This window comes from Bacillus sp. EE-W1 (assembly GCF_009760835.1).
GTDB classification, from domain to species: Bacteria; Bacillota; Bacilli; order Bacillales; family Bacillaceae_G; genus Bacillus_A; species Bacillus_A wiedmannii.
In genome coordinates this window covers 233,980-255,083 of the sequence record NZ_WIPE01000064.1, presented here as the reverse complement: position 1 = coordinate 255,083, position 21,104 = coordinate 233,980, and the positions used below count along the sequence as shown (strand labels likewise).

At 34.5% G+C, this 21,104-nt stretch carries 25 protein-coding genes and 1 pseudogene; 20 read left to right on the top strand and 6 right to left on the bottom strand.

All coding sequences use genetic code 11. The features are described 5' to 3' along the window. Positions 1–12: 12 nt before the first annotated feature. Positions 13–372 carry a nuclear transport factor 2 family protein gene (locus tag GFJ36_RS16090; protein WP_000716630.1) on the bottom strand — a complete coding sequence of 120 codons (360 nt, stop codon included), beginning with the start codon at positions 370–372 and terminating at the stop codon, positions 13–15. Positions 373–511: 139 nt separating this feature from the next. Next, positions 512–982, bottom strand: a complete 471-nt coding sequence (locus tag GFJ36_RS16085; RefSeq protein WP_098082547.1) for a DinB family protein — start codon at positions 980–982, stop codon at positions 512–514. 69 nt (positions 983–1,051) lie between these two features. Between GFJ36_RS16085 and GFJ36_RS16080 the strand changes: the two genes are divergently transcribed. The 5 genes from GFJ36_RS16080 to GFJ36_RS16060 all read left to right on the top strand — a co-directional run bounded on the left by GFJ36_RS16080 (position 1,052) and on the right by GFJ36_RS16060 (position 5,610). After that, a complete protein-coding gene (locus GFJ36_RS16080) occupies positions 1,052–1,780 on the top strand; it encodes an ArsR/SmtB family transcription factor (RefSeq protein ID WP_097890308.1) in 729 nt (242 codons plus the stop codon). 219 nt (positions 1,781–1,999) lie between these two features. After that, entirely contained in the window at positions 2,000–3,145 is a 1,146-nt protein-coding gene (locus GFJ36_RS16075) for a stage II sporulation protein P (RefSeq protein WP_097890306.1), read from the top strand. 225 nt (positions 3,146–3,370) lie between these two features. Beyond that, positions 3,371–4,048 carry a copper homeostasis protein CutC gene (locus GFJ36_RS16070; RefSeq protein WP_060487274.1) on the top strand — a complete coding sequence of 226 codons (678 nt, stop codon included), beginning with the start codon at positions 3,371–3,373 and terminating at the stop codon, positions 4,046–4,048. A gap of 23 nt (positions 4,049–4,071) precedes the next feature. After that, the gene (gene lepB, locus GFJ36_RS16065; RefSeq protein WP_088063882.1) at positions 4,072–4,623 is read left to right on the top strand and encodes a signal peptidase I; all 552 of its coding nucleotides are present in this window, start codon (positions 4,072–4,074) and stop codon (positions 4,621–4,623) included. A 153-nt stretch (positions 4,624–4,776) separates the two neighbouring features. Next, entirely contained in the window at positions 4,777–5,610 is an 834-nt protein-coding gene (locus tag GFJ36_RS16060; RefSeq protein WP_087984559.1) for a DNA alkylation repair protein, read from the top strand. A 193-nt stretch (positions 5,611–5,803) separates the two neighbouring features. Here GFJ36_RS16060 and GFJ36_RS16055 read toward each other — a convergent pair whose 3' ends face one another. Further along, the gene (locus GFJ36_RS16055) at positions 5,804–6,214 is read right to left on the bottom strand and encodes a hypothetical protein (RefSeq protein ID WP_087984560.1); all 411 of its coding nucleotides are present in this window, start codon (positions 6,212–6,214) and stop codon (positions 5,804–5,806) included. Between the two features lie 252 nt (positions 6,215–6,466). Here GFJ36_RS16055 and GFJ36_RS16050 point away from each other — a divergent pair, with 252 nt between their 5' ends. From GFJ36_RS16050 to GFJ36_RS16015, 8 genes are all read left to right on the top strand, one after another. Continuing rightward, positions 6,467–7,219, top strand: coding sequence for an IclR family transcriptional regulator (locus GFJ36_RS16050; RefSeq protein WP_087984561.1), 753 nt, complete (start codon positions 6,467–6,469; stop codon positions 7,217–7,219). 14 nt (positions 7,220–7,233) lie between these two features. Continuing rightward, positions 7,234–7,947 carry a 5-oxoprolinase subunit PxpB gene (gene pxpB, locus GFJ36_RS16045; protein WP_088122510.1) on the top strand — a complete coding sequence of 238 codons (714 nt, stop codon included), beginning with the start codon at positions 7,234–7,236 and terminating at the stop codon, positions 7,945–7,947. Continuing rightward, complete coding sequence (locus tag GFJ36_RS16040) at positions 7,938–8,927, top strand: 5-oxoprolinase subunit C family protein (protein ID WP_097890304.1); 990 nt, start codon at positions 7,938–7,940, stop codon at positions 8,925–8,927. The genes pxpB and GFJ36_RS16040 overlap by 10 nt, the downstream gene beginning before the upstream one ends. A 19-nt stretch (positions 8,928–8,946) precedes the next feature. Next, on the top strand, positions 8,947–9,708 hold the full coding sequence (gene pxpA, locus GFJ36_RS16035) for a 5-oxoprolinase subunit PxpA (RefSeq protein ID WP_097890302.1): 762 nt from the start codon (positions 8,947–8,949) through the stop codon (positions 9,706–9,708). A 23-nt stretch (positions 9,709–9,731) separates the two neighbouring features. Then, positions 9,732–10,427 (top strand): DUF969 domain-containing protein, encoded by a 696-nt coding sequence (locus GFJ36_RS16030; protein ID WP_000239804.1) that lies wholly within the window; start codon positions 9,732–9,734, stop codon positions 10,425–10,427. Between the two features lies 1 nt (position 10,428). Next, positions 10,429–11,391: a DUF979 domain-containing protein gene (locus GFJ36_RS16025; protein WP_087984565.1), complete on the top strand. Its 963-nt coding sequence runs from the start codon at positions 10,429–10,431 to the stop codon at positions 11,389–11,391. 15 nt (positions 11,392–11,406) lie between these two features. Beyond that, the gene (gene pcp, locus GFJ36_RS16020) at positions 11,407–12,054 is read left to right on the top strand and encodes a pyroglutamyl-peptidase I (RefSeq protein ID WP_097890300.1); all 648 of its coding nucleotides are present in this window, start codon (positions 11,407–11,409) and stop codon (positions 12,052–12,054) included. 75 nt (positions 12,055–12,129) lie between these two features. Then, positions 12,130–12,858 carry an NAD-dependent protein deacylase gene (locus GFJ36_RS16015; protein WP_141542740.1) on the top strand — a complete coding sequence of 243 codons (729 nt, stop codon included), beginning with the start codon at positions 12,130–12,132 and terminating at the stop codon, positions 12,856–12,858. 47 nt (positions 12,859–12,905) lie between these two features. Here the strand turns inward: GFJ36_RS16015 and GFJ36_RS16010 are convergent, their stop codons facing one another. Next, positions 12,906–13,484: a hypothetical protein gene (locus GFJ36_RS16010; protein ID WP_097890296.1), complete on the bottom strand. Its 579-nt coding sequence runs from the start codon at positions 13,482–13,484 to the stop codon at positions 12,906–12,908. Positions 13,485–13,732: 248 nt separating this feature from the next. On the opposite strand from GFJ36_RS16010, the gene GFJ36_RS16005 reads away from it, so the two are divergent. Together GFJ36_RS16005 and lepB (GFJ36_RS16000) are read left to right on the top strand one after the other, a co-directional pair. Continuing rightward, entirely contained in the window at positions 13,733–15,886 is a 2,154-nt protein-coding gene (locus GFJ36_RS16005; protein ID WP_097890294.1) for a peptidoglycan D,D-transpeptidase FtsI family protein, read from the top strand. 82 nt (positions 15,887–15,968) lie between these two features. Beyond that, complete coding sequence (gene lepB / locus GFJ36_RS16000; RefSeq protein ID WP_097890292.1) at positions 15,969–16,490, top strand: signal peptidase I; 522 nt, start codon at positions 15,969–15,971, stop codon at positions 16,488–16,490. 33 nt (positions 16,491–16,523) lie between these two features. On the opposite strand, the gene GFJ36_RS15995 is transcribed toward lepB (GFJ36_RS16000), so the two are convergent. After that, positions 16,524–17,156, bottom strand: coding sequence for a cephalosporin hydroxylase family protein (locus GFJ36_RS15995; protein WP_097890289.1), 633 nt, complete (start codon positions 17,154–17,156; stop codon positions 16,524–16,526). Positions 17,157–17,338: 182 nt separating this feature from the next. On the opposite strand from GFJ36_RS15995, the gene GFJ36_RS15990 reads away from it, so the two are divergent. The 4 genes and pseudogenes from GFJ36_RS15990 to GFJ36_RS15975 all read left to right on the top strand — a co-directional run bounded on the left by GFJ36_RS15990 (position 17,339) and on the right by GFJ36_RS15975 (position 19,519). Next, a complete protein-coding gene (locus GFJ36_RS15990) occupies positions 17,339–17,863 on the top strand; it encodes an NUDIX hydrolase (protein ID WP_097890287.1) in 525 nt (174 codons plus the stop codon). A 104-nt stretch (positions 17,864–17,967) separates the two neighbouring features. Continuing rightward, positions 17,968–18,219, top strand: a pseudogene (locus GFJ36_RS15985) (hypothetical protein); the annotation flags it as partial. A 47-nt stretch (positions 18,220–18,266) separates the two neighbouring features. Next, positions 18,267–18,452, top strand: coding sequence for a hypothetical protein (locus GFJ36_RS15980; protein ID WP_097890285.1), 186 nt, complete (start codon positions 18,267–18,269; stop codon positions 18,450–18,452). A gap of 209 nt (positions 18,453–18,661) precedes the next feature. Continuing rightward, complete coding sequence (locus tag GFJ36_RS15975) at positions 18,662–19,519, top strand: PhzF family phenazine biosynthesis protein (protein ID WP_137035977.1); 858 nt, start codon at positions 18,662–18,664, stop codon at positions 19,517–19,519. 55 nt (positions 19,520–19,574) lie between these two features. Here GFJ36_RS15975 and GFJ36_RS15970 read toward each other — a convergent pair whose 3' ends face one another. Continuing rightward, positions 19,575–20,336 carry a class I SAM-dependent methyltransferase gene (locus GFJ36_RS15970; RefSeq protein WP_097890281.1) on the bottom strand — a complete coding sequence of 254 codons (762 nt, stop codon included), beginning with the start codon at positions 20,334–20,336 and terminating at the stop codon, positions 19,575–19,577. Between the two features lie 197 nt (positions 20,337–20,533). Here GFJ36_RS15970 and GFJ36_RS15965 point away from each other — a divergent pair, with 197 nt between their 5' ends. Beyond that, positions 20,534–21,025 (top strand): DUF2716 domain-containing protein, encoded by a 492-nt coding sequence (locus tag GFJ36_RS15965; RefSeq protein ID WP_097890279.1) that lies wholly within the window; start codon positions 20,534–20,536, stop codon positions 21,023–21,025. Positions 21,026–21,104: the final 79 nt, after the last annotated feature.

The window sequence follows — 21,104 nt, the reverse complement described above, 5'->3', positions numbered from 1 at the left end:
TATAAATGGTTATCATGATTTTGTAAGTGTTCCTTGATGGAAAAACATTTGCCATTTTCCATCTATCAGTTTCCAAATGGAACTTCGCAAAGTATTCTGCATTCTAGTTTCATCTCTTACAAGATATGTCGCCAACACAGTATCCTTCGATAAAGGGTATATTTCAAAATTAGAAAGAGTCATTTCTCTCACACTAAGTCCGTCTCCACCAACAGAATCCTTCTTATACCAAACGTTTCCCGAACTTCCAAACTCAAAAAAGTCGTCTGCAAGTAATTTGTCCAGTTCTGCTGGATTTGTACGAGTTTTAGGTTCTAATAGTTTTTCCTCCAGTTCACATAAATGCTTTTTTAATTCAGAGTGCTTTTTCACGTGATCATCCCCATATATTAATTATCGTACAACAACTAAATTGCTCTTTTTAACTAACAGGAAGAATTTTGACTAGTTAGATAATTGGTTGCGTATTATTATAATGCCAGTTTGAAAGCTTTGTAAACATTTGTTATATTTAATCCCAAATTAAAGGTCTTTCCAAGTTTATCATTCGTAAATATTGTAAAAATTGACCAGCATGGACCGCATCATGATAGGCAATTCGTAATAGCATGTCGCCTAAATATCTTTGATAGCCAACATCGCTTCGATCAATAAGGGTTGAATCAAGCTCAGCTATGCTTATGGATTGAACATACTCTATGAAGTCAGTAAAGTACGATTGTGCCAATTCAATTTCTTTTTTTATACAAGTAATTGGCTCGTCATCATACGGGAAATGTATATCATTTATTGAGCCGTTGTTTTTTAAAATCATATGATAGTAAAAAGTTGAGCTCCATACATGACGAATCATTTCACCAAAGGACATAGCCTCATGATCAGGTTTCCAATTAAGAAAATTGTCAGGAAGAGAATTCCATAATTTTTCTGAGCGCCTTCTCGTTTCTTTCAAATTTAATATACTAAGATCAATTGCGTTCATAATACATTCTCCTTTACTATTAAACTTAAAATAATTGTATCAGTTTAATAGTTAGGGTATCATCGAAATATGAATGTATATCCGAATATCTCATATATAGCTAAACTAATTGCTGAACCTACAAGAGCAATTATCTTAGATTGTCTAATGAATAACCAGGCACTACCTGCTAGCGAATTGGCTTATATGGCGAAAGTTTCAAATCCAACGATTAGTTCTCATCTTTCTAAATTAGTAGAGGGGAATCTACTTACAGTTGAACAACATGGTAGACATCGTTACTATCGACTTGCTAATCAAGAGGTAGCAGAAGTTCTTGAAAAGTTAGGAACAATCGCACCAACAGTCCAAGTTCGTTCTTTAAAACAATCGAATCAACTAAAACAAGTTCGTTACGCTCGAACTTGCTATGATCATCTTGCAGGCAAACTCGGTGTAGAGATAACCGAAAAATTACTACATAAGGAATTTCTAATTTTAGAGGAAGGAGAATATATTGTAACGGAACAAGGTAAGCGGTGGTTTCTGAATTTTGGAATAAATATTGAAACGGCACATATAAAGAGGAGGGTATTTGCAAAACCTTGTCTTGATTGGAGTGAACGACGCTACCATATTTCTGGTTGGTTAGGATCTGCAATAGCAAAACTATTTTTTGAACAGGAATGGATTACAAAAACGGATAAGAGTCGGGCTGTCCATCTTACACAAAAAGGTATGAAGTTATTGAAAGATCAATTAGGCATTGACATGGAAAATAAAAAAGTCCATCAAAATGCAGTGCCTCCTATCGAGTAAACAGTATTAAATAACCTGAGTTCTATATTTATATAGACTCAGGTTATTTAATTTGTTTTAAAATTTTTGAGGGTATTTGCGCACGGCAACTTTAACCTCATTTGCTTTACGGAAAGAGGTTAAATGAAAACATAGTAGTTTGAGGCAGTTCTATTAAATTATTAATCATATTCATTGAAAATTAAGCGTAAGAATATAGTAAATGAAGGGAGATATAAAATGAATAAAGTGAAACTGAAAGTATTAAATGTAAGATATGTAGTGATATGTATTTTATTCACTATTATATGTATCCTCACTTCATTCTTCATTTCTAGTAATTCCAGCGTATTTAAATCATTTTATATGAATCAGTTATTAGGAACGAATTCTACTAAAGGTCTTATGTATATGATAGGAAGTGAAAATCGTTATTTTGCAGAAGAATTTCATAAAGAAAAAGGACGAGCGTCTTTGGAGTCTTTTTTACTGTCACTTTCTACAAATATTAATGTAAATGATCTGCGAAGTTTATTAACTCGAGAACTTCCTAATATGAATCAATTTTATTCAGAAATATTAATTGCTGGGGAAGGAACAGATTATACGAACATTCCTGAAGAATCCAGTATTCCTTTAGATAACATTAAAGATAAAGGTACTGCTATTAAACACCCAAAGAGTGGGAAAGAAAACAATTCTACTGGTGAAAATTCAAATACACAAAATAACGGTGAAAATAAAGTTTTTATTTATCATACACATAGTTGGGAAGCGTTTATTCCTCTCATTCCAGGTGCTACGATACCCGATGATGCTTCCAGTACAAATAATGAAGTGAATATTACGTTTGTTGGAAACTATTTAAAACAAAAGTTAGAAGAAAAAGGAATAGGTGTTTCACATGATACGACAAATATGAGGGATTTTCTGCGAAATAAAAATTTAAATTGGGCCCAATCTTACAAAGGATCCCGTCAAATATTACAAGATAAATTAGCACAAGATAAAAATATTATGTTTCCAATGGACCTTCATAGAGACGATGCACGAAAAAATATTACAACAAAAAATATTAACGGAAAGAATTATGCTCGGCTTTATTTTATTTTAGGACGAGAAAATCCTAACTATGAAAAAAATAAAAAAATAGTAACGGCAATAAATTCCTATTTAGATGAGAAGTATTACGGTTTAAGCCGAGGGATTTTTATTAAAGATCGTAAAAGCGGGAACGGAGTATATAATCAAGACCTTTCTCCCAATGCATTACTTATTGAAATGGGAGGGGTAGATAATACACCAGAAGAATTGTATGCGTCAGTTGACGCATTAGTAGAAGCATTTAGCCACTATTATAATGAAGTAACTAAGAAAAATAACTAAATGTATAGGGGAAACCTAGTATTTTTGTAAAATAAAAAGGAGTGACACCTAGTCAGAAGTTCTAGGGGTTACTCCTTTTTTAGTAGAATATAATATTAACAATGAAGGCAATCAATAAAAAAAATCTTTCTTTTCATTCTTCTTTTTACAGTTTTATAGGAGAATGCTATGTTTCTTATTTCAGCTACTGTATAATAAGAAAAAAGCACGAAAAGAGGTCATCTCATGCTAGAGGTTATTGCAACATGTTTAGAAGATGTGAAACGAATTGAACGAGCTGGCGGGAAGCGAATTGAATTAATTACATCTTATACAGAAGGCGGTTTAACGCCGAGTTATGCATTTATTAAAAAAGCGGTAGAAGCAGTACATATACCGATTCACGTTATGATTCGTCCGCATGCGAAGTCTTTTACATATACGGAAGAAGAAATTGAAATGATGAAGGAAGATATTATCATTGCGCAGAAGTTAGGTGCAGCTGGTGTTGTATTAGGTGTATTAAACGAACGAAATGAAGTGGATGAAGAGAAATTAGCGAATTTACTATCTGTTGTAGATGGAATAAATGTAACGTATCACCGAGCGATAGATGATATAGAGAATCCAGTAGAAGCGATGAAAACTTTAAAGAAGTTTCATAAAGTGACTCACGTTTTAACTTCAGGTGGACAAGGAAATATAGTAGAGAATATTCCGGTGCTTGCAGAAATGCAAAAGGTAAGCGGTGGTCAAATTCAGCTTGTAGTTGGAGCTGGTGTGACAAAAGAAAATATAAAGCAATTGCTAGATGAAACTGGAATTTCGCAAGCTCATGTCGGTACAGCGGTTAGAGAAGGGAAATCATGCTTTTCTGAAATTGATCCTAATTTAGTACAAGAATTAGTTCAAATCATACAATAAACAGTTAAGAAAGAGGAGAAACGATGAAGGAAAATACGAAGAAAGAATTATTCTCATGGGCTAAAACGATAGGATTTACTCTTGTATTAATTGCTATTATTCGCGGTGTTTTATTTACACCTTCATTAGTACAAGGTGAATCGATGATGCCTACTTTAGAAAATAACGAACGAGTTCTTGTGAATAAGATTGGTTATAGTATAAGTGGATTAGATCGCTTTGATATTATCGTCTTCCACGGAAAAGAAGGATACGATTTAGTAAAACGAGTGATTGGTTTACCAGGCGATACAGTGGAGTATAAAAACGATGTTTTATATGTAAACGGAACAGCGATGGAAGAACCATATTTAAAAGAGTTTAAAGAAAAAGCAGCAGGCCGTGTATTAACTCCAGACTTTACGTTAGAACAAATCACTGGAAAAACGAAAGTGCCAGAAGGCCAAGTGTTTGTTTTAGGAGATAATCGTGAAGTTTCGAAAGACGGTCGAATGTTCGGATTTATTTCAGAAGATGAAATTGTCGGAAAAGGCCAAGCTGTTTTCTGGCCGTTGAAGCAAGTAAGAGCATTATAAAGCAAGTATGGGAGAAATATTCTTCTGGTGGATTTAAATCACATTTTTTGTAAAACTGAATGTTCATTTAAGAAAGACAGAGGTCATTTTGATTATTATTTTTCAAAATGGCCTCTGTTTATTTGAAGATAGTATTGCAAGGAGGGAATTTAAATGATAACGAAAGAAGCAGAAGTTATTTTAAACAGGAAAGGAGCCAGGAAAGTAAACGAAATCCCTAAAGAGGTCTTACAATTACTACAGCAAGGGAAAGTAGAAAGTGTTAATCTAACAGAATGGTTAGCTATAAATCATATTGAACTACTTAAAAACGTCTTACCTTCAATAGGACTCAAGAATAGTTTGGAATGTATAGTAGCTGAATTAGAAAAACAGAACGTTGAAACAGGAATGAAAGTCATACGAATAACAGGAGCTTTATTGGATGAAATTATACTCAAAGAGAATGAAGGGAACAAGGAAGATGTACTGTTAAAATTATCTGATCATATTTCAGATAGTGTACGATGTTGGGCAGCATTTATGAATAAAAAATCAAATAACACATTAAAAGATACATTAACGTACATTCGACCTTTTGCGGCGGATCATCATTTTGGTGTTCGAGAAATCGCTTGGATGTCTATTAGAGAAGATCTTTCACAAAATATAGAAGAAAGTGTGGAATTGTTAGTAGAATGGGCAAAAAGTGAAGATGAGAATATTCGTAGATTCTCTGTAGAATCTATTCGTCCTCGAGGTGTATGGAGTAAACATATTGAAATATTAAAACAAGAACCTGAAAAAGCACTTCCCATTCTTAATTTACTTAAATCAGATCCATCAAAATATGTACAAGATTCGGTTGGAAACTGGTTAAATGATGCAAGTAAAACGAAACCGGATTGGGTAATGAACCTATGTGAAGAATGGGCAAAGGATACTGACATAAAATCAACGAGTAGAATTATTAAAAAAGCTAAAAGAACGATTTTGAAAAATAAGTAATATGTAACTAATAGACTTGTTAGTTGTACGAAGGAACAATCAATCATGTTAAAAAAATATTTCGAATAACTATGAGAAGAGCGTGTATTGATTAATACATGCTCTTTATATTTTCTTTTCTATCAGTGTTATGAATGAAAGGTGATCAAATTTTATTTCAAATCTACACTTCTGTACTTTTTTATTGTAATTTTTATTCTAATAGTTTTGTGGCAATATGTACTTTGGAAAGTGAACCGTCTCTATTTCTAAAAAAAATTTTATATTCACCGTCAGGAAGCCAATCAGTCCAGTGAATATCGAATTCACTTATCGCTTGTTCCCCAGGTTTTAAAGTTCCGTCAATCATCCAAGCACCTTTAGCGTTATACAAAGTATAACTAAAAGGAGAATCACCTGTATTTTGTACAAGAACGCTTAAATTATCTCCATTTAAATAGTTGGAAGTATAAGTGGTTAATCCGAAAAATGCAACGTCTTCGTTAGTTATGGTACGTTGTTCAATTTGAGAGTTTAGTTTCGTATCCTCGTTTGTCGCAAATGTCACATTATAATCTATACAAAAAGATAACATAATAGCAGGAATTACTAGCAACTTTTTCAAAAGAAACACTCCTTATATGTTGTTTTACATATATCATGATAATTGGAATATGTTGGATATGTAATAGTTTAATGTAAAAATTTACAAATGAATTGAATTATTGACGTTTTTTAAATTACTGAAAAATATATCGAGTCATACGCTTGAAAAAAATATTGATAGAATTGAAAGAATATTTTATAATTTTAAATTATATATTCGTTTCAAAAAACGGAATTTAAGTTCCAAAATTCGGAACAAAAGGGAGCTAAAATGAGTATAAATAAAACAGCAGTTAAGACAATGGATATTTTAGAGTTGTTTTATGAGCATGAAGAGCTAAGTTTAACAGAGATGGTTCAGCTTACGAGTATGCCGAAAACATCTGTTTATCGTTTAATTGGCTCGTTAGAAGAAATGGAGTTTTTACAAAAAAACGAGAAGGGGAAATATCGTCTCGGAGTCGTTTTTTTACGGTTCGGTCAACTTGTTTCACAAAGATTATCAGTAAGAAATATTGCGATTCCCTATATGAAAGAGCTTAGAAATAGTTTAGGGCAGGCAGTTAATTTAATTATTCAAGATGGTAATGATGCGATTTATGTGGAAAAGATGGAAGGTGCTCAGCCTGTACGCGTGTATACAGCCGTTGGAAGAAGAGCGCCACTTTATGCGGGTGCATGTCCGAGAATTTTACTATCGTATTTCTCTGAGGAAGAGCAACGGAAGTACATAGAGGAAACAGATTTAAAACAGTTTGCGGATGGAACAATTGTGGATAAGGAACAATTGCTAGAAGTGTTACAAATGGCGAAAAAGGAAGGGCACACAATTAGCTACTCTGAGTTAGAAAATCATACAGCGGCTATAGCAGCTCCTATTTTTGCAAGTGATGGAACGGTTGTAGCAGGTATTAGTATTTCGGGATTAGCAATTGAGTATAACGAAAGTAACATTGCATATTTTATTGCGAAGGTGAAAGAAACAGCACATCGAATTTCGAAAGAACTCGGCTTTTTGGCATAGAAAGAGGGAGTAGGATGAAATTTTCTGCGTTAGGGGATCAAGCAATTATTGTTACATTTGGTGAAGAAATTGGGATGGATGTATACGGAAAAGTACAACGACTATTTCAAGCACTACAGCAACATCCATTTGCAGGAATGATTGAATGCGTTCCGTCGTTTACTTCATTAGCTGTTTACTACAATTTATATGAAGTATGGAAGGGAAATGATAGAAAGATAAGACCGTATGATTACGTATGCCAATACATAACAAGAATGTTCGATACGTATAAGGAAGAGCTGAAACGAGATGTGAAACATATTTCTATACCAGTTTGCTACGGAGGAGAATATGGACCTGATTTAGAAGAGCTCGCACATTATCACGGTTTGCAAGTAGAAGATGTCATTCGAATACATAGTGAAACAACATATTTTGTGTATATGTTAGGTTTTACACCAGGGTTCCCGTATTTAGGAGGACTATCAAAAGAACTAGAAACACCTAGAAAAGAAATACCGCGGTTACAAATTGCTCCTGGTTCAGTAGGAATTGGCGGAAATCAAACAGGTATTTATCCGCTTGAAACACCAGGAGGATGGAATATTATCGGCCGAACACCAATCTCCTTATTTAATCCAGAAGAAGAAACACCAACATATATTCAAAGCGGTATGTATTTACGATTTATCCCAATAACGAAGGAAGAGTACGTATCACTTGAGGGGGCTAAAGAATGGATGTAGAAGTTTTACATGCAGGAATGTTTACAACAGTCCAAGATTTAGGGCGAGCTCATTATCAACAATACGGTGTACCAGTTGGCGGGGCCATGGATCAAAGTGCACTTCGGATGATCAATATGTTAGTCGGTAATGAAGAGAATGAAGCGGGACTCGAAATGACAATTATGGGGCCTAAATTGTTAATAAAGAAAACGACGTTACTTGCGATTGGTGGAGCAAATATGGAGCCGTTACTGAATGGGAAGCGTATTCCATTATGGCGTCCCATTTTAGCGGAAGAAGGTAGTATGCTTTGTTTTGGGAAAGTGAAAAGCGGTTGCAGAGCGTATGTGACTTTTGCAGGTGGTATACAGATTGATCGCATAATGGGAAGCAAAAGTACTTACATACGTGCTGCAATTGGTGGTATTGAAGGAAGAATGCTGAAAAAAGGAGATTATTTTCAAATTGGAACGCACACAGAAATGGCGAGTCGTTGCATTCAAAACTTACAAAACGATGAGCGAAACAAAACGAAATGGGCAATTAGCAAAAGCGTACTGCCAAAGTATAAGAAGTATCCTAAGCTGCGTGTCATAACTAACTTTGAATATGATCAATTTACAGAAGAAAGTATACAGGCATTTTTTACGAAAGAGTATAAAGTATCTAATTACGCTGACCGTATGGGTTATAGAGTTGAAGGAGAAGTTTTAAATAGAGTGGAAGAAAAAGAGATTTTATCGAGCCCCGTTACATTCGGAACGATTCAAGTGCCAAACGGTGGACAGCCGATTATATTAATGGCAGATAGGCAAACGACAGGTGGCTATCCGAGAATGGGAAATATCATTTCAGTAGATTTACCTCTTCTTGCTCAGCTAAAACCGGGGGACTATGTTTCATTTGAGAAAATTACGCTTGAAGAAGCGGAACAATTGTACATAGAACAAGAAGTAAATATGAGTCTATTAAAGAAATTCATCGCTTTACGAAGCTGACATTGGGAGGGAAAACATCGTGACGACAATCGATTTAAACTGTGATTTAGGAGAAAGTTTTGGAGCTTATAAAATGGGGAATGATGATGAAATTCTTCCGTTCGTTTCCTCTATAAACGTTGCTTGTGGTTTTCATGCGGGTGATCCGACTGTAATGAGGAAAACGGTCGAAAAGGCACTGCAGCATAACGTAGCAATAGGGGCACATCCTGGTTTTCCTGATTTAATTGGATTTGGAAGAAGAAATATGAACGTTTCACCAAATGAAGTATACGACTATGTATTGTATCAAATTGGTGCATTAGACGCTTTTGTGAAAGCAGCAGGCGGGAAAATGCATCATGTAAAACCGCACGGTGCCCTATATAATATGGCGGCGACAAATCCGGAAATTGCAGATGCAATCACGAAGGCAATTTATCATAGTAATCCCAATCTATTACTTTACGGATTAGCAAATAGCGAGGCGTTTATACAGGCTGCGGAAAAATATAATGTAACTCTCGTACAAGAAGCTTTTGCAGATCGTACGTATAAGCAAGATGGAACGTTAACGAGCCGGACAGAAGAAAATGCGCTCATAAAAAATGAAGACGAAGCGATAAAGCAAGTGCTTCAAATGGTGAAAGAGGGGTATGTAAACGCGGTGAGCGGAGAGAAAGTAGCGGTTCACGCACAAACAATTTGTTTACATGGTGATGGAGAGAAAGCAGTGCAATTTGCGGAGAGAATATACAGAACATTCGAACTTAATGGCATTTCTATTTGTGCACCGAAGTAAAAATATGAGGGGAAGTGTTGGAATTGGTGAAATTAATCGGGATATTACTTGTTGCGGTAGGCTTTTTATTTAGATTAAATACACTTTTAGTAGTTATGGTTGCAGGTATTGTTACTGGTATGGTTTCAGGATTAAGCTTTTATGATGTCATTAGCATGTTCGGTAAATTTTTCATAGAAAATAGATATATGTCTATGCCAATTATATTAACTTTACCGGTAATCGGAATTTTAGAGCGTTACGGTTTAAAAGAAAGAGCAGAAGCACTTATAACGAAATCAAAAGGTGCAACAACTGGAAGAGTATTAATGTCATATTTTACGATAAGAGAATCATCAGCAGCACTGGGACTGAACATTGGTGGTCATGCACAAACAGTAAGACCGCTCGTTGCACCGATGGCCGAAGGGGCTGCGCAAGGGAAATATGGTAAGCTTCCTGAAAAGTTAAGAGAAAAAATTAAAGCAAATGCAGCAGCGGCGGAAAATACAGCATGGTTTTTCGGAGAAGATATATTTATCGCGACTGGTGCGATTTTATTAATGAAAGGATTCTTCGATTCGGTAGGTATGCATGTCGGTGTGTGGGATATGGCGCTTTGGGGTATTCCAACTGCAATATCAGCGCTTATCGTAAGCTGGATCAGATTTAGAAGATTTGATAAATATATAGCAAAAACGATGACATCAAAAGAAAAAGAAGAGAAGGAGGCAATATAACATGAACATCATTACAATGGATACAATTTATTACGTATTAGGTATAATCGTTGCCTTTATCGCTGTTCGTATTGCCTTTGATCGTCAACATCCAAACCGATGGGGTTCTAGCTTGTTTTGGGCGCTATTTGCCATTACGTTTTTATTCGGAAATGTAATTCCTTCGTTTTACGTTGGTTGTATTGTGCTCGCTATGGTCGTGTTAGCTTCATTAAACAAAGTAACAAAATCAGAGGAGAAAGAAGTACCAGTACAAGAACGTGTGAAACATGCGGAGAAATTAAAAAATAAAATTTTTATGCCTGCACTATTAATTCCTATTTTCACAATTATCGGTACGTTAACGTTAGGGAAAATTAAATGGGAAAATGTTTCTCTTGTTGATCCAGATAAAGTAACACTAGTTGCATTAGCGTTAGGAGCATTACTTGCATTCGTTGCGGCGATGCGTATTACGAAATCGAAAATAACAACGCCTGTTCAAGAAGGAAGCAGACTATTGCAAGCTGTCGGTTGGGCTGTCATTTTACCACAAATGTTAGCAGCACTTGGCGGTATTTTCGCTAAGTCTGGCGTTGGACAAGTCGTTTCTGATCTAGTTGGACAAGTATTACCGACAGAGTATCCGTTCGTTGCTGTTATGGCGTATTGTTTAGGAATGATGCTTTTCACAGTCGTAATGGGAAATGCTTTCGCAGCGTTTGCCGTTATTACTGGCGGAATTGGTTTACCTTTAATTGTACAAATGCACGGAGGAAATCCGGCAATTATGGCAGCACTTGGAATGTTTGCTGGATATTGCGGAACATTGCTTACTCCAATGGCAGCAAACTTTAATATCGTTCCGGCAATGCTTTTAGAGCTAAAAGATAAAAATGCAGTTATTAAAGCACAAGTACCAATTGCTCTTTCCATCTTTATCATAAATATGTTTATCATGTATGGTCTTGTATATCGTTTCTAATTAGGAGGGAAAACTATGAAAACAGTATTACTAACAGGGTTCGACCCGTTCGGCGGAGAAAGCATCAATCCAGCTTGGGAAGTCGCAAAAAGTTTGCACGAAAAAACAGTCGGAGAATACAAGATTATTAGTAAACAAGTACCAACTGTATTTCATAAATCAATACAAGTTTTAAAAGAATATATAGAAGAACTAAAACCGGAAATAATTATATGTATCGGACAAGCTGGGGGCAGACCAGATATTACGATAGAGCGTGTCGCGATTAACGTTGATGATGCAAGAATTGCTGACAATGAAGGGAATCAGCCGGTAGATGTACCGGTTGTAGAAGAAGGACCAGCTGCTTATTGGTCTACACTTCCGATGAAAGCAATTGTAAAAAGACTGCAAGAAGAAGGCATACCAGCTTCCGTTTCACAAACAGCAGGTACATTCGTTTGTAATCACTTATTCTACGGTCTCATGCATGAACTAGTGAAACGTGATAAGGAAATAAAAGGCGGATTTATTCATATTCCGTTCTTACCAGAGCAAGCGAGTAACTATCCAGGTCAACCGAGTATGTCACTTTCTACTATTGGTAAAGGGATAGAACTGGCGGTTGAGGTAACGACGACAGTTGAAGTGGATATTGTGGAAATTGGGGGTACGACGCATTAAATAAATCGAATCGTACAACACCTCCTGTAAACAACTGGTATAATAAGTATAGGAAAATACATAGAGGTGATTTTTGTGCAACAATTTAAAGAAGTGCGTTCAATTTTAGAAAAAGCGAAGAAAATTACAGTGTTAACAGGCGCTGGTGCAAGTACGGAAAGTGGTATCCCAGATTTCCGTTCAGCAAATGGATTGTATGCTGATGCGAATGTGGAGATGTATTTATCAAGAGGATATTATAATAGAAGTCCGAAAGAATTTTGGAAGCATTATAAAGAAATCTTTCAAATTAATACGTTTCATCAATATAAACCAAATCGTGGCCATCGCTTTTTAGCTAAATTAGAAGAACAAGGGAAAGACATTACGATTTTAACGCAAAATATTGACGGTTTACATCAATTAGGCGGTAGTAAGCATGTCATTGATTTACATGGAACACTTCAAACAGCACATTGTCCGAAGTGTAAAGCGGGATATGATTTGCAGTATATGATTGATCATGAAGTGCCTCGCTGCGGGAAGTGTAATTTCATTTTAAATCCAGACGTTGTTTTATACGGAGATACATTGCCGCAATATCAAAATGCGATAACACGTTTATATGAAACAGATGTACTTATCGTTATGGGAACGTCATTAAAAGTACAACCCGTCGCTTCATTCCCGCAAATCGCAAAGAGGGAAATAGGGGCAACGACAATCTTAGTAAATGAAGAGTTAACAGGGCAAGAATATAACTTTGATTTTGTTTTTCAAAATAAGATTGGAGAGTTTGTTGAAGGGGTATCTTCAATGAAATAAGTTATCGGAAAAACTGAGGTATCCACCTCAGTTTTTTATTTGAGTAATCACAGTTTAAAGCACGTCGATAATGTAGTAACCACATCTCTATAATTTATAAAAAAGTGTTTCGTAGGTAAAATGGCAGAGTAAGAAGTAATATTATCTTTAGTGAATACACAGTCGTCATAAAGTAAGTTAATATGTAGTTGTTGTAAAGGTTCTATTTCGTTTTGTTTTAAGTATAAGACTAAGTCATTATAAAGTTGCGTACTATACTCACTTACAGACCATTCTAATGAAAGCTGACCTGCTATGCTAGTCCACCATACTTTAAAACTACATACTAATTCTTTAAAAGAGTCCTCATTACATAAATGATTATCAAAAAGCTTCTCATAAAACATATGATTTTCATCATAAAAAATTTGTGAATCATATTTGTCATTAGCAACTTGTTTGCGAAGTGTATGCCATAATTCTTTGAAATTCACTTCAAAGTTAGTAGAGAAATTGAATTGTCTTGCTATGTAAGGAAAACGTAAATTTCCTTTTTTCTCTTTTTGGTTGAGATAAATATTTTGAATGTAAATCATAAAGTTTAAACAATGAGACGCATTAGTATGAATTGTGAATGAATCTGTCATTTCATTTTCTCCTTAGTAATGTCTTTTATTGATTTATTTCTTAAGTATACAACCTTTCTTTTAGAATAACATTCATGTTATTCCTTAATAAGGGAATGGTAATAAATAGGTTGTAAAATCAAAAAACTGAAAATTAAATCTTTTATTTCTTTAGTAATTAATATAAAATTCTATATATATCATATAAATAAATTTGATACATAATGGTTCTATGTAGAAATGTTAATAGAATGAAGCGAGGGAGCGAAATGAGACAGAAAAAGGAGCAGAAGAAACAATCGAAAAAGAAAAAGACTCATATTCCATTTCGATTAAATGTACTATTTTTTATCGTCTTTCTTTTATTTTCAGCTATTATAATTCAATTAGGTAAAGTACAAATCATTGATGGAGAAACGTATAGAAATGAAGTGAACAAAAAGGAAGATGTAACGGTAAGCACTCCTGTTCCTAGAGGGAAAATGTTTGATCGACAAGGTCAAGTGATTGTAAATAACAAACCGCTACGAACCGTTACATATACGAAAATGAAAGGGGTAGATTCGAAAGAAGTTTTACAAGTAGCAAGACAGTTAGCCCAGTTAATTGAAATGTCGCCAGAGGATATAGACAAGTTAACAGAAACAGATAAAAAAGATTTTTGGATGCAGTTAAATGAAAAGCAAGCAGCGGCAAAAGTGACAAAAGAAGATGAGAATACATTTAGGAAGCAAGAGATAGAAGGGAAAGAATTAGATAAAAAAGTTGAAGAGTTACGTAGGGAAAGAATTACACAAGAAGAATTAAGCGAACTTTCAAAAGAAGACCTAGAAGTACTAGCTATTAAAAGCAAAATGAATGCGGGATATAAAATGACGCCGCAAATCGTTAAAAAAGATGTAAGTCAAAATGAATATGCAGTCGTAAGTGAAAGATTGGCAAGCTTGCCTGGAGTAGATACGACAGTGGACTGGGAACGTGAATACCCAAATGATAAAATACTTCGTTCTATTCTTGGTAGCGTTTCTACTGAAAATGAAGGATTGCCAAGAGAACAATTAGATTATTACTTAGTACGTGATTATAACCGAAATGACCGTATTGGTAAGAGTTACATCGAAAAGCAATACGAAGACGCATTACATGGAACGAAAGAGCAGTCTAGAAGCATTACAGATAAAGCAGGAAATATAATCCGGACAGAAAAAGTGACCGAAGGAAAAAGTGGAAATAATTTAATGTTAACAGTAGATATGGAGTTACAGAAAAAAGTAGAGGAAAGTCTTGAAAAGAATTTACGAGCATTTCATTCTGCAGAGCCGATGATGGATCGTGCATTCGTTGTAATGATGAACCCGAAAAACGGTCAAATTTTATCGATGGCAGGAAAGAAAATTGTAAATAAAGATGGCGGGATGCAAATAGAAGATTATGCTTTAGGAACGATGACAAGTTCTTATGAGTTAGGGTCAACTGTGAAAGGGGCTACATTATTAGCCGGTTATCAAACTGACACAATTAAGCCGTATACACATTTCTTTGATGCACCAATGTATTTTAAAGGAAGTTCTAAGCCAAAGAAATCGTGGAAAGACTTTGGTGATATTGATGATTTAAGAGCTTTACAAGTTTCATCAAACGTATATATGTTTAATACAGCATTAAAGATGGCAGGTATAAATTATGTGCCAAACAATCCATTAGACATTAAACAAGAGACATTTAATAAAATGCGCTACTACTTTAGACAATTTGGCTTAGGTGTACCGACTGGTATTGACTTGCCGAATGAATCGATTGGTCAAATGGGTAGAACGGATACCATACCTGGTTTTTTACTTGATTATGCGATTGGACAATACGATACATATACGCCGCTTCAACTTGCTCAATATATTTCAACCATTGCAAACGGTGGTTACCGAATGAAACCGCAAATTGTGCAAGAGGTGAGAGAGCAACCACATAGACCAGAGGATGTTGGAAAAGTTATTCGGTCTATTGAACCAGTTATTTTAAATCGAGTGGATATGAGCACTTCATACATTAATCATGTAAAAGAAGGATTTAGAAGAGTTTTTCAAGAAACTGACGGGACAGGTACTGCAACGTTTAAAGGATTACCGTATAAACCAGCTGGAAAAACAGGAACAGCTGAAACTGTATATGGTGGAGAAAGTGATATTGGAAGAGATGAAAACTATAACCGGAAAAAATGTTATAATTTAACTCTTGCCGGTTATGCACCATATGATGCTGATCCGGAAGTAGCTTTTTCAGTTGTTGTACCTTGGGTGAATGATGACAAATCAGGAATTAATTCCGCGATTGGTAAAGAGATTTTGGATGCGTATTTTGAATTGAAAGCGAAAAGAGCGGGTGAAAATCCAGTCCCAGTAGAACAACCGAACAAGGCCCAGTAAAAATAATATCACTGCATGGAAACACATTGTGCAGTGATATATTTTTTGAGTTAAAAAGCGTTTAAATAAGGTGGGAATGGATATGAAAGAGGAGATTAAAAGAGGATGGGGAAAATACATACTGTTTGTGTTTGTTTTGATAGTAGCCTATCATTCTTTTACTTTATGTAAAGTGGAAGGGAAATCGATGCAACCGACTTTATATGAAGAAGACTACGTATTTGTAAATAAAGCAGCAGTACATTTTTCTAATTTAGAGCACGGAGAAATTGTTATTATAAAGGAAGAGGATGGGTCGAAATATTATGTAAAACGAGTAATAGGACTTCCTGGTGACGTAATTAACATAACGAATGGATCAGTGTATGTAAATGATAAAAAACAAGAAGAACCGTATACAAATAAAGATTTATTCAATAATACGCAAGTATTTTATAACTTTCAAAAGACAAAAATCCCGCCAAATAAATTATTTGTAATGGGAGATAATCGTGAACTTAGTAGAGATAGTCGAAACGGTTTAGGATATATTGAAGAAGATAATATAATAGGCAAAGTGGAATTTGTATATTATCCTTTTTCAAAAATGAAGATTATAGAATAAGTGGGGTTATACAAAACCCCACTTATTAAAGTTTCACTTTATCTTCTTTAAAAAACCTTTTGGATTAAATGATATGAAAAACTTATGTTTAGATTCATCAATTATGAAGTTGTTGTTTTTAGCTAAAAACTCTTCTACAGCTTCCATTGGGCCGGGGCCCCAATCGGGAGAAACAGGATTTCCATTAATAGATGTATCCTCTACAATAATATAACTACCAGTAGTAACGATAGATTTATAAAGTAAAAGTTCTTTTGATACATGCTCTTTACTATGATCAGAATCTAAAATAACTAAAATCACATCATCAGGTTTGCGCATATTTAATATAGTTTGAACGGCATGTACAGAAACAGAAGAAGCTGTTACATACGTAATTCGGTCATGGGATGGACGATTTGGTTGAGGGAATATATCAATAGTAACAACGTGACCCTTTCCAATTAAATCTAATATAGAAGCTAAATACAATGCGCTACCACCATAACAAGTGCCACATTCAATAATTAAATCGGGTTTTAATTCGTAAATAATTTCTTGATACAAAAAAAGATCAGAGGGAAGTTTGAAAATGGGGACCCCGAGCCAATGTGTATCATGTAACCAAACGCGACTATCGTAAAATTGTTTTAAAAACTCGCTACTTATGTTATCGATTTTGAACACTCCTTTCTGAAATGAAAGTTGTACAATATAATATGTGAAATATAATTATAAGGAGAATGTTTTTTAATGAAAATGAGCAAAATACCTCATTAAAAACCAATTGTTTATATAATAAAAAACTTAATTTAGTAAGTTCTAATCAAAATGCAATTTAAATATGTAGATGAGGGGAAAAGGAACGTATGTATAAGTACACAATTTGTTTCATTAGAAAGGGAAATAAAATACTCTTATTGAATAGAAATAAAAAGCCAAATATGGGAATGTGGAATGGTGTTGGTGGAAAAATTGAAGATAATGAAACGCCATATGAAGGAATAATTAGAGAAACGCTTGAGGAAACAGGAATAGAGCTTCCAAGTGTAGCATATAAGGGGAATGTTATTTTTAAAGATAAAGACGCGTCTTGGCATAATGAGGGAATGTATGTGTTCCTTGCTGATTTGCCAGATGGAGTACATATGAATACACCATTAAGTACGGCGGAAGGATTATTAGAATGGAAAGAAATTGATTGGATATTAAATCGTGATAATAGAGGTGTAGTTAGCAATTTACAAAAATACTTACCGATAATATTAAAAGAAGAAAATAAGTTGGAACATATATTCACATATGATAACCGGAATATTATTAATTACACAACTGCATGTTTAACGGAAGATGAAGTGAACAAACGGTATGAAAAACAACTTGTTTCTCAATAGAAAAGTATAAAAATAATCACTCTTATAATCTAGTAGAGATTATTTTAATAGAGCAATCAGCATTTTTATGTTGATTGCTCTCATTTTATATGCGAGGTGATGAAATATTCCAGAAATACATTTCATTAGGCATAACTGTTATATGTACGATGCTCCTTTTTATAGCTTGTTCTAAAAGTGAGAAAGAACTTAAAAATATTCCAAAAGCGGATTATCTTGTTTCGTATTCAAATGCAATGAAAGATGGTGGTTACATATATGCGTATGATAAGAAAGGAAATGAGATTAGTAAGATAGATGTAGATGGTCAAAGTATGATGAGTAACGCAAAGGATGAAAAGGGGTATTACTTTTCTCATATTGAAAGAGTAAATAAAATGATGTGAAGGAGATAACTTAAATTATGGCATTCAAAAGTGAGGAAGAACTAAATGAAGCTATCGAAGAAGCTAAAGCAAGTCTAGCGATAGAGGGTAGGATTATTACAAAAGAAATGGAAAAGATTATTAAAGCGAAGGTAACAGGAAAGATAACGTATGAGCAATTTATCACATTAGCTGATGCGATTGCGAGACGTGAACGTACTTAACAATCTAGAAGCCACCACAAAATTTTAAAAAATAAACGGGGAAAAAGAGATGGTAGATCCATCTCTCAGGCTGTAGACAAAATATTTTTGGAGAGTTTAGATGCTAAAAAGTATTTTGTCCTTTGCTTTATGGCGAATTTATCCAACGATATATATACGTAGTATGTTCTATGCTACAATTTACTATAAGTGAGGAAGGAAGGTGTCTTATGAAAATATCCGTTTATGTTGCAAGTGCATTTAGTAAGGATCATAAAGGTGGAAATAGAGCAGGAGTGGTATTTATGGAGAATACATTGACCACTACTCAAAAAATGGCAATAGCTAAACAACTGGGCTACGCGGAAACCGCATTTATATCAGAATCTAAAGTTGCTGATTATAAAATTGAGTATTTTACACCAAAAGAGGAAGTTGATTTATGTGGTCATGCGACAATTGGCTCTTTCGTGATACTAATGCATGTAAATAAACTTTTCAGGAATCGCTATACGATTGAAACGAACAGCGGTGTTCTTACTATTGCCATAAAAGATGACATCATATTTATGGAGCAAAACGAACCAATATTTTATGATGTTGTATCTCCAAACGAGTTCATTGACTGTTTTGATATTAAGGCTATAGACAATACATACCCAATTCAAATTGTCTCCACGGGATTAAAAGATATTTTAATTCCTATAAAAAGCGAAACACAATTACATACACTGCAACCTAATTTTGAAAAAATTAAAGAAATCAGCAAGTATTATAATGTTGTCGGGATGCATCTATATACTTTTAATGACAATCGAATAATATGCAGAAACTTTGCTCCACTATATGACATCAATGAAGAAGCAGCGACGGGAACTTCAAACGGTGCATTAGCTTGCTATCTATATGAACAGCACTACTTACAAAAAGAAGTTTATGTATTTGAACAAGGTTATTCTTTGCAATCGCCTTCCGAAATATTAGTTAAATTAGCAATCAACAGCAACAATAAAATAGAAAAGGTTTATGTTGGCGGCAAAGGCTATTACTGCGAAACTAAGTTTTTAAATATATCAAATATTGAGTGAAAATAAAAAAAGAGATGGTAGATCCATCTCTTTTTCATTTTCATATACTCTATGATTAGTTGCGAATCGCTTTAATGATAAAGCGATGTTGCTTCACATCAAAATAGCCTTTTTGCAACATAATCTCATGTATGCGATATAATTCCTCATAATACCTTTCGACAGTAAAATCAGGAATTTGCCACGGAATCGCTTTTAAATAATATACGATAGCGCCAATATCATAAAAGCGTTGAAAGGGGAACTCTTCTTTTTCTTCTAAAATAGTAAATCCATTTTCCTTTAGCTCATTACATGCAGTTTCGAGTGACCAACTTGCAAATTCGCTATTTAGTGGTGTGCCAAACTGCTTATTAAGTTCTGCGCAATCAAGACCACCAGCTTGTTGGGTAAGAAATATTCCATTAGGAGAAAGGATTCGGTTTACCTCAGAAGCAGCATAGGATTCATGTTGGTTCACAATTAAATCAAATTGAGCATCTTGAAGTGGTAGGGCATCATCATCCTTTACTTCTACAACAATAACCCCTAAAGGCTCTAATTTCTTTCGGGCAATTGGCACGTTTGGGGCGTAGCCCTCAGTAGCATAAATAGTTGGCGGGAACGGTTGTAACATAGATAAAAGCTCTCCACCGCCAGTGCCCATATCTAGCATTGATTTTGCGTGTTGTATAAGCTGGAAAGCAGTGCTACCGTACGACCACGATAAAGGCTCACTATTCATTCGACCCGTTTCTGAAATGAAAGAAAAATCCCAGCCGCTAAAATTTGTATTTGCACTGTCTAATAAAGTTAAAAATAATGGATCACGTTTCATAATTGTACCCTCCTACTTTGTAAATGAATGATATGATGAGAAAAGTAAAAAGGAGGACCTCTTATAAAAGTGAAACGGATTTACGTTTCGTGTTCGAATAGATGCATATAAATTCGCTCCTTGCGAGAATGATTATTTATATATTCGGGATTTTTGAGTGGAATTCCTTTGAAATATAAAGAGAAGGTAGATATTTAATGAAAAATTGGATTGAGTTTACAGATAAAGAGTACGATCGAATTTGGGATAAAGTATATAGTGATTATGAGTTTTCACCAAGTGTTTCAATATTTCCATCGTTTAAAGTACCGGGACCGTTTATCACATATGACATCTCTCATTATTTTGGAGAGTTGGTAGATTTAAATGTATATGATGAACTTGAGGAAAAAGCATTAAAAGTTTTCAAAGAGAATACAGCATCGAATGAATATATGATGGCACTGGATTGGCAACATGAGTGTTATTGGGTGAATCCACACTTAGAGTTTGAAAGAAATGAATTTTATGAGTGGAGTATACCAATATTTCCGAATGGTGATTACTATTTCTTTATTCAGAAAGACTTTAAGTGGGGGTATTTAGGCCATCCTTGGGAGAAAAGTATAACGATATTTGGAAAAGAAATAATAGAGAGCTTTAAACAAAATAAACCGGAAATGTTTCAAAATATTTTAAGGCAGGGATAATGTTTTAAAGAGAAGAAATGCTTATACTTCATTCTTGAAGCATAAGCGTTTTTGTTTAGGCCGTTTTCATTTAAAAATA

Excerpts from the sequence above, each read along its gene's own strand:
- GFJ36_RS16085 (WP_098082547.1), bottom strand. The coding sequence starts at position 982 with ATGAACGCAATTGATCTTAGTATATTAAATTTGAAAGAAACGAGAAGG.
- GFJ36_RS16080 (WP_097890308.1), top strand. The coding sequence starts at position 1,052 with ATGAATGTATATCCGAATATCTCATATATAGCTAAACTAATTGCTGAA.
- GFJ36_RS16075 (WP_097890306.1), top strand. The coding sequence starts at position 2,000 with ATGAATAAAGTGAAACTGAAAGTATTAAATGTAAGATATGTAGTGATA.
- GFJ36_RS16070 (WP_060487274.1), top strand. The coding sequence starts at position 3,371 with ATGCTAGAGGTTATTGCAACATGTTTAGAAGATGTGAAACGAATTGAA.
- lepB (WP_088063882.1), top strand. The coding sequence starts at position 4,072 with ATGAAGGAAAATACGAAGAAAGAATTATTCTCATGGGCTAAAACGATA.
- GFJ36_RS16060 (WP_087984559.1), top strand. The coding sequence starts at position 4,777 with ATGATAACGAAAGAAGCAGAAGTTATTTTAAACAGGAAAGGAGCCAGG.
- GFJ36_RS16050 (WP_087984561.1), top strand. The coding sequence starts at position 6,467 with ATGAGTATAAATAAAACAGCAGTTAAGACAATGGATATTTTAGAGTTG.
- pxpB (WP_088122510.1), top strand. The coding sequence starts at position 7,234 with ATGAAATTTTCTGCGTTAGGGGATCAAGCAATTATTGTTACATTTGGT.
- GFJ36_RS16040 (WP_097890304.1), top strand. The coding sequence starts at position 7,938 with ATGGATGTAGAAGTTTTACATGCAGGAATGTTTACAACAGTCCAAGAT.
- GFJ36_RS16025 (WP_087984565.1), top strand. The coding sequence starts at position 10,429 with ATGAACATCATTACAATGGATACAATTTATTACGTATTAGGTATAATC.
- pcp (WP_097890300.1), top strand. The coding sequence starts at position 11,407 with ATGAAAACAGTATTACTAACAGGGTTCGACCCGTTCGGCGGAGAAAGC.
- GFJ36_RS16010 (WP_097890296.1), bottom strand. The coding sequence starts at position 13,484 with ATGACAGATTCATTCACAATTCATACTAATGCGTCTCATTGTTTAAAC.
- GFJ36_RS16005 (WP_097890294.1), top strand. The coding sequence starts at position 13,733 with ATGAGACAGAAAAAGGAGCAGAAGAAACAATCGAAAAAGAAAAAGACT.
- lepB (WP_097890292.1), top strand. The coding sequence starts at position 15,969 with ATGAAAGAGGAGATTAAAAGAGGATGGGGAAAATACATACTGTTTGTG.
- GFJ36_RS15990 (WP_097890287.1), top strand. The coding sequence starts at position 17,339 with ATGTATAAGTACACAATTTGTTTCATTAGAAAGGGAAATAAAATACTC.
- GFJ36_RS15980 (WP_097890285.1), top strand. The coding sequence starts at position 18,267 with ATGGCATTCAAAAGTGAGGAAGAACTAAATGAAGCTATCGAAGAAGCT.
- GFJ36_RS15975 (WP_137035977.1), top strand. The coding sequence starts at position 18,662 with ATGAAAATATCCGTTTATGTTGCAAGTGCATTTAGTAAGGATCATAAA.
- GFJ36_RS15970 (WP_097890281.1), bottom strand. The coding sequence starts at position 20,336 with ATGAAACGTGATCCATTATTTTTAACTTTATTAGACAGTGCAAATACA.
- GFJ36_RS15965 (WP_097890279.1), top strand. The coding sequence starts at position 20,534 with ATGAAAAATTGGATTGAGTTTACAGATAAAGAGTACGATCGAATTTGG.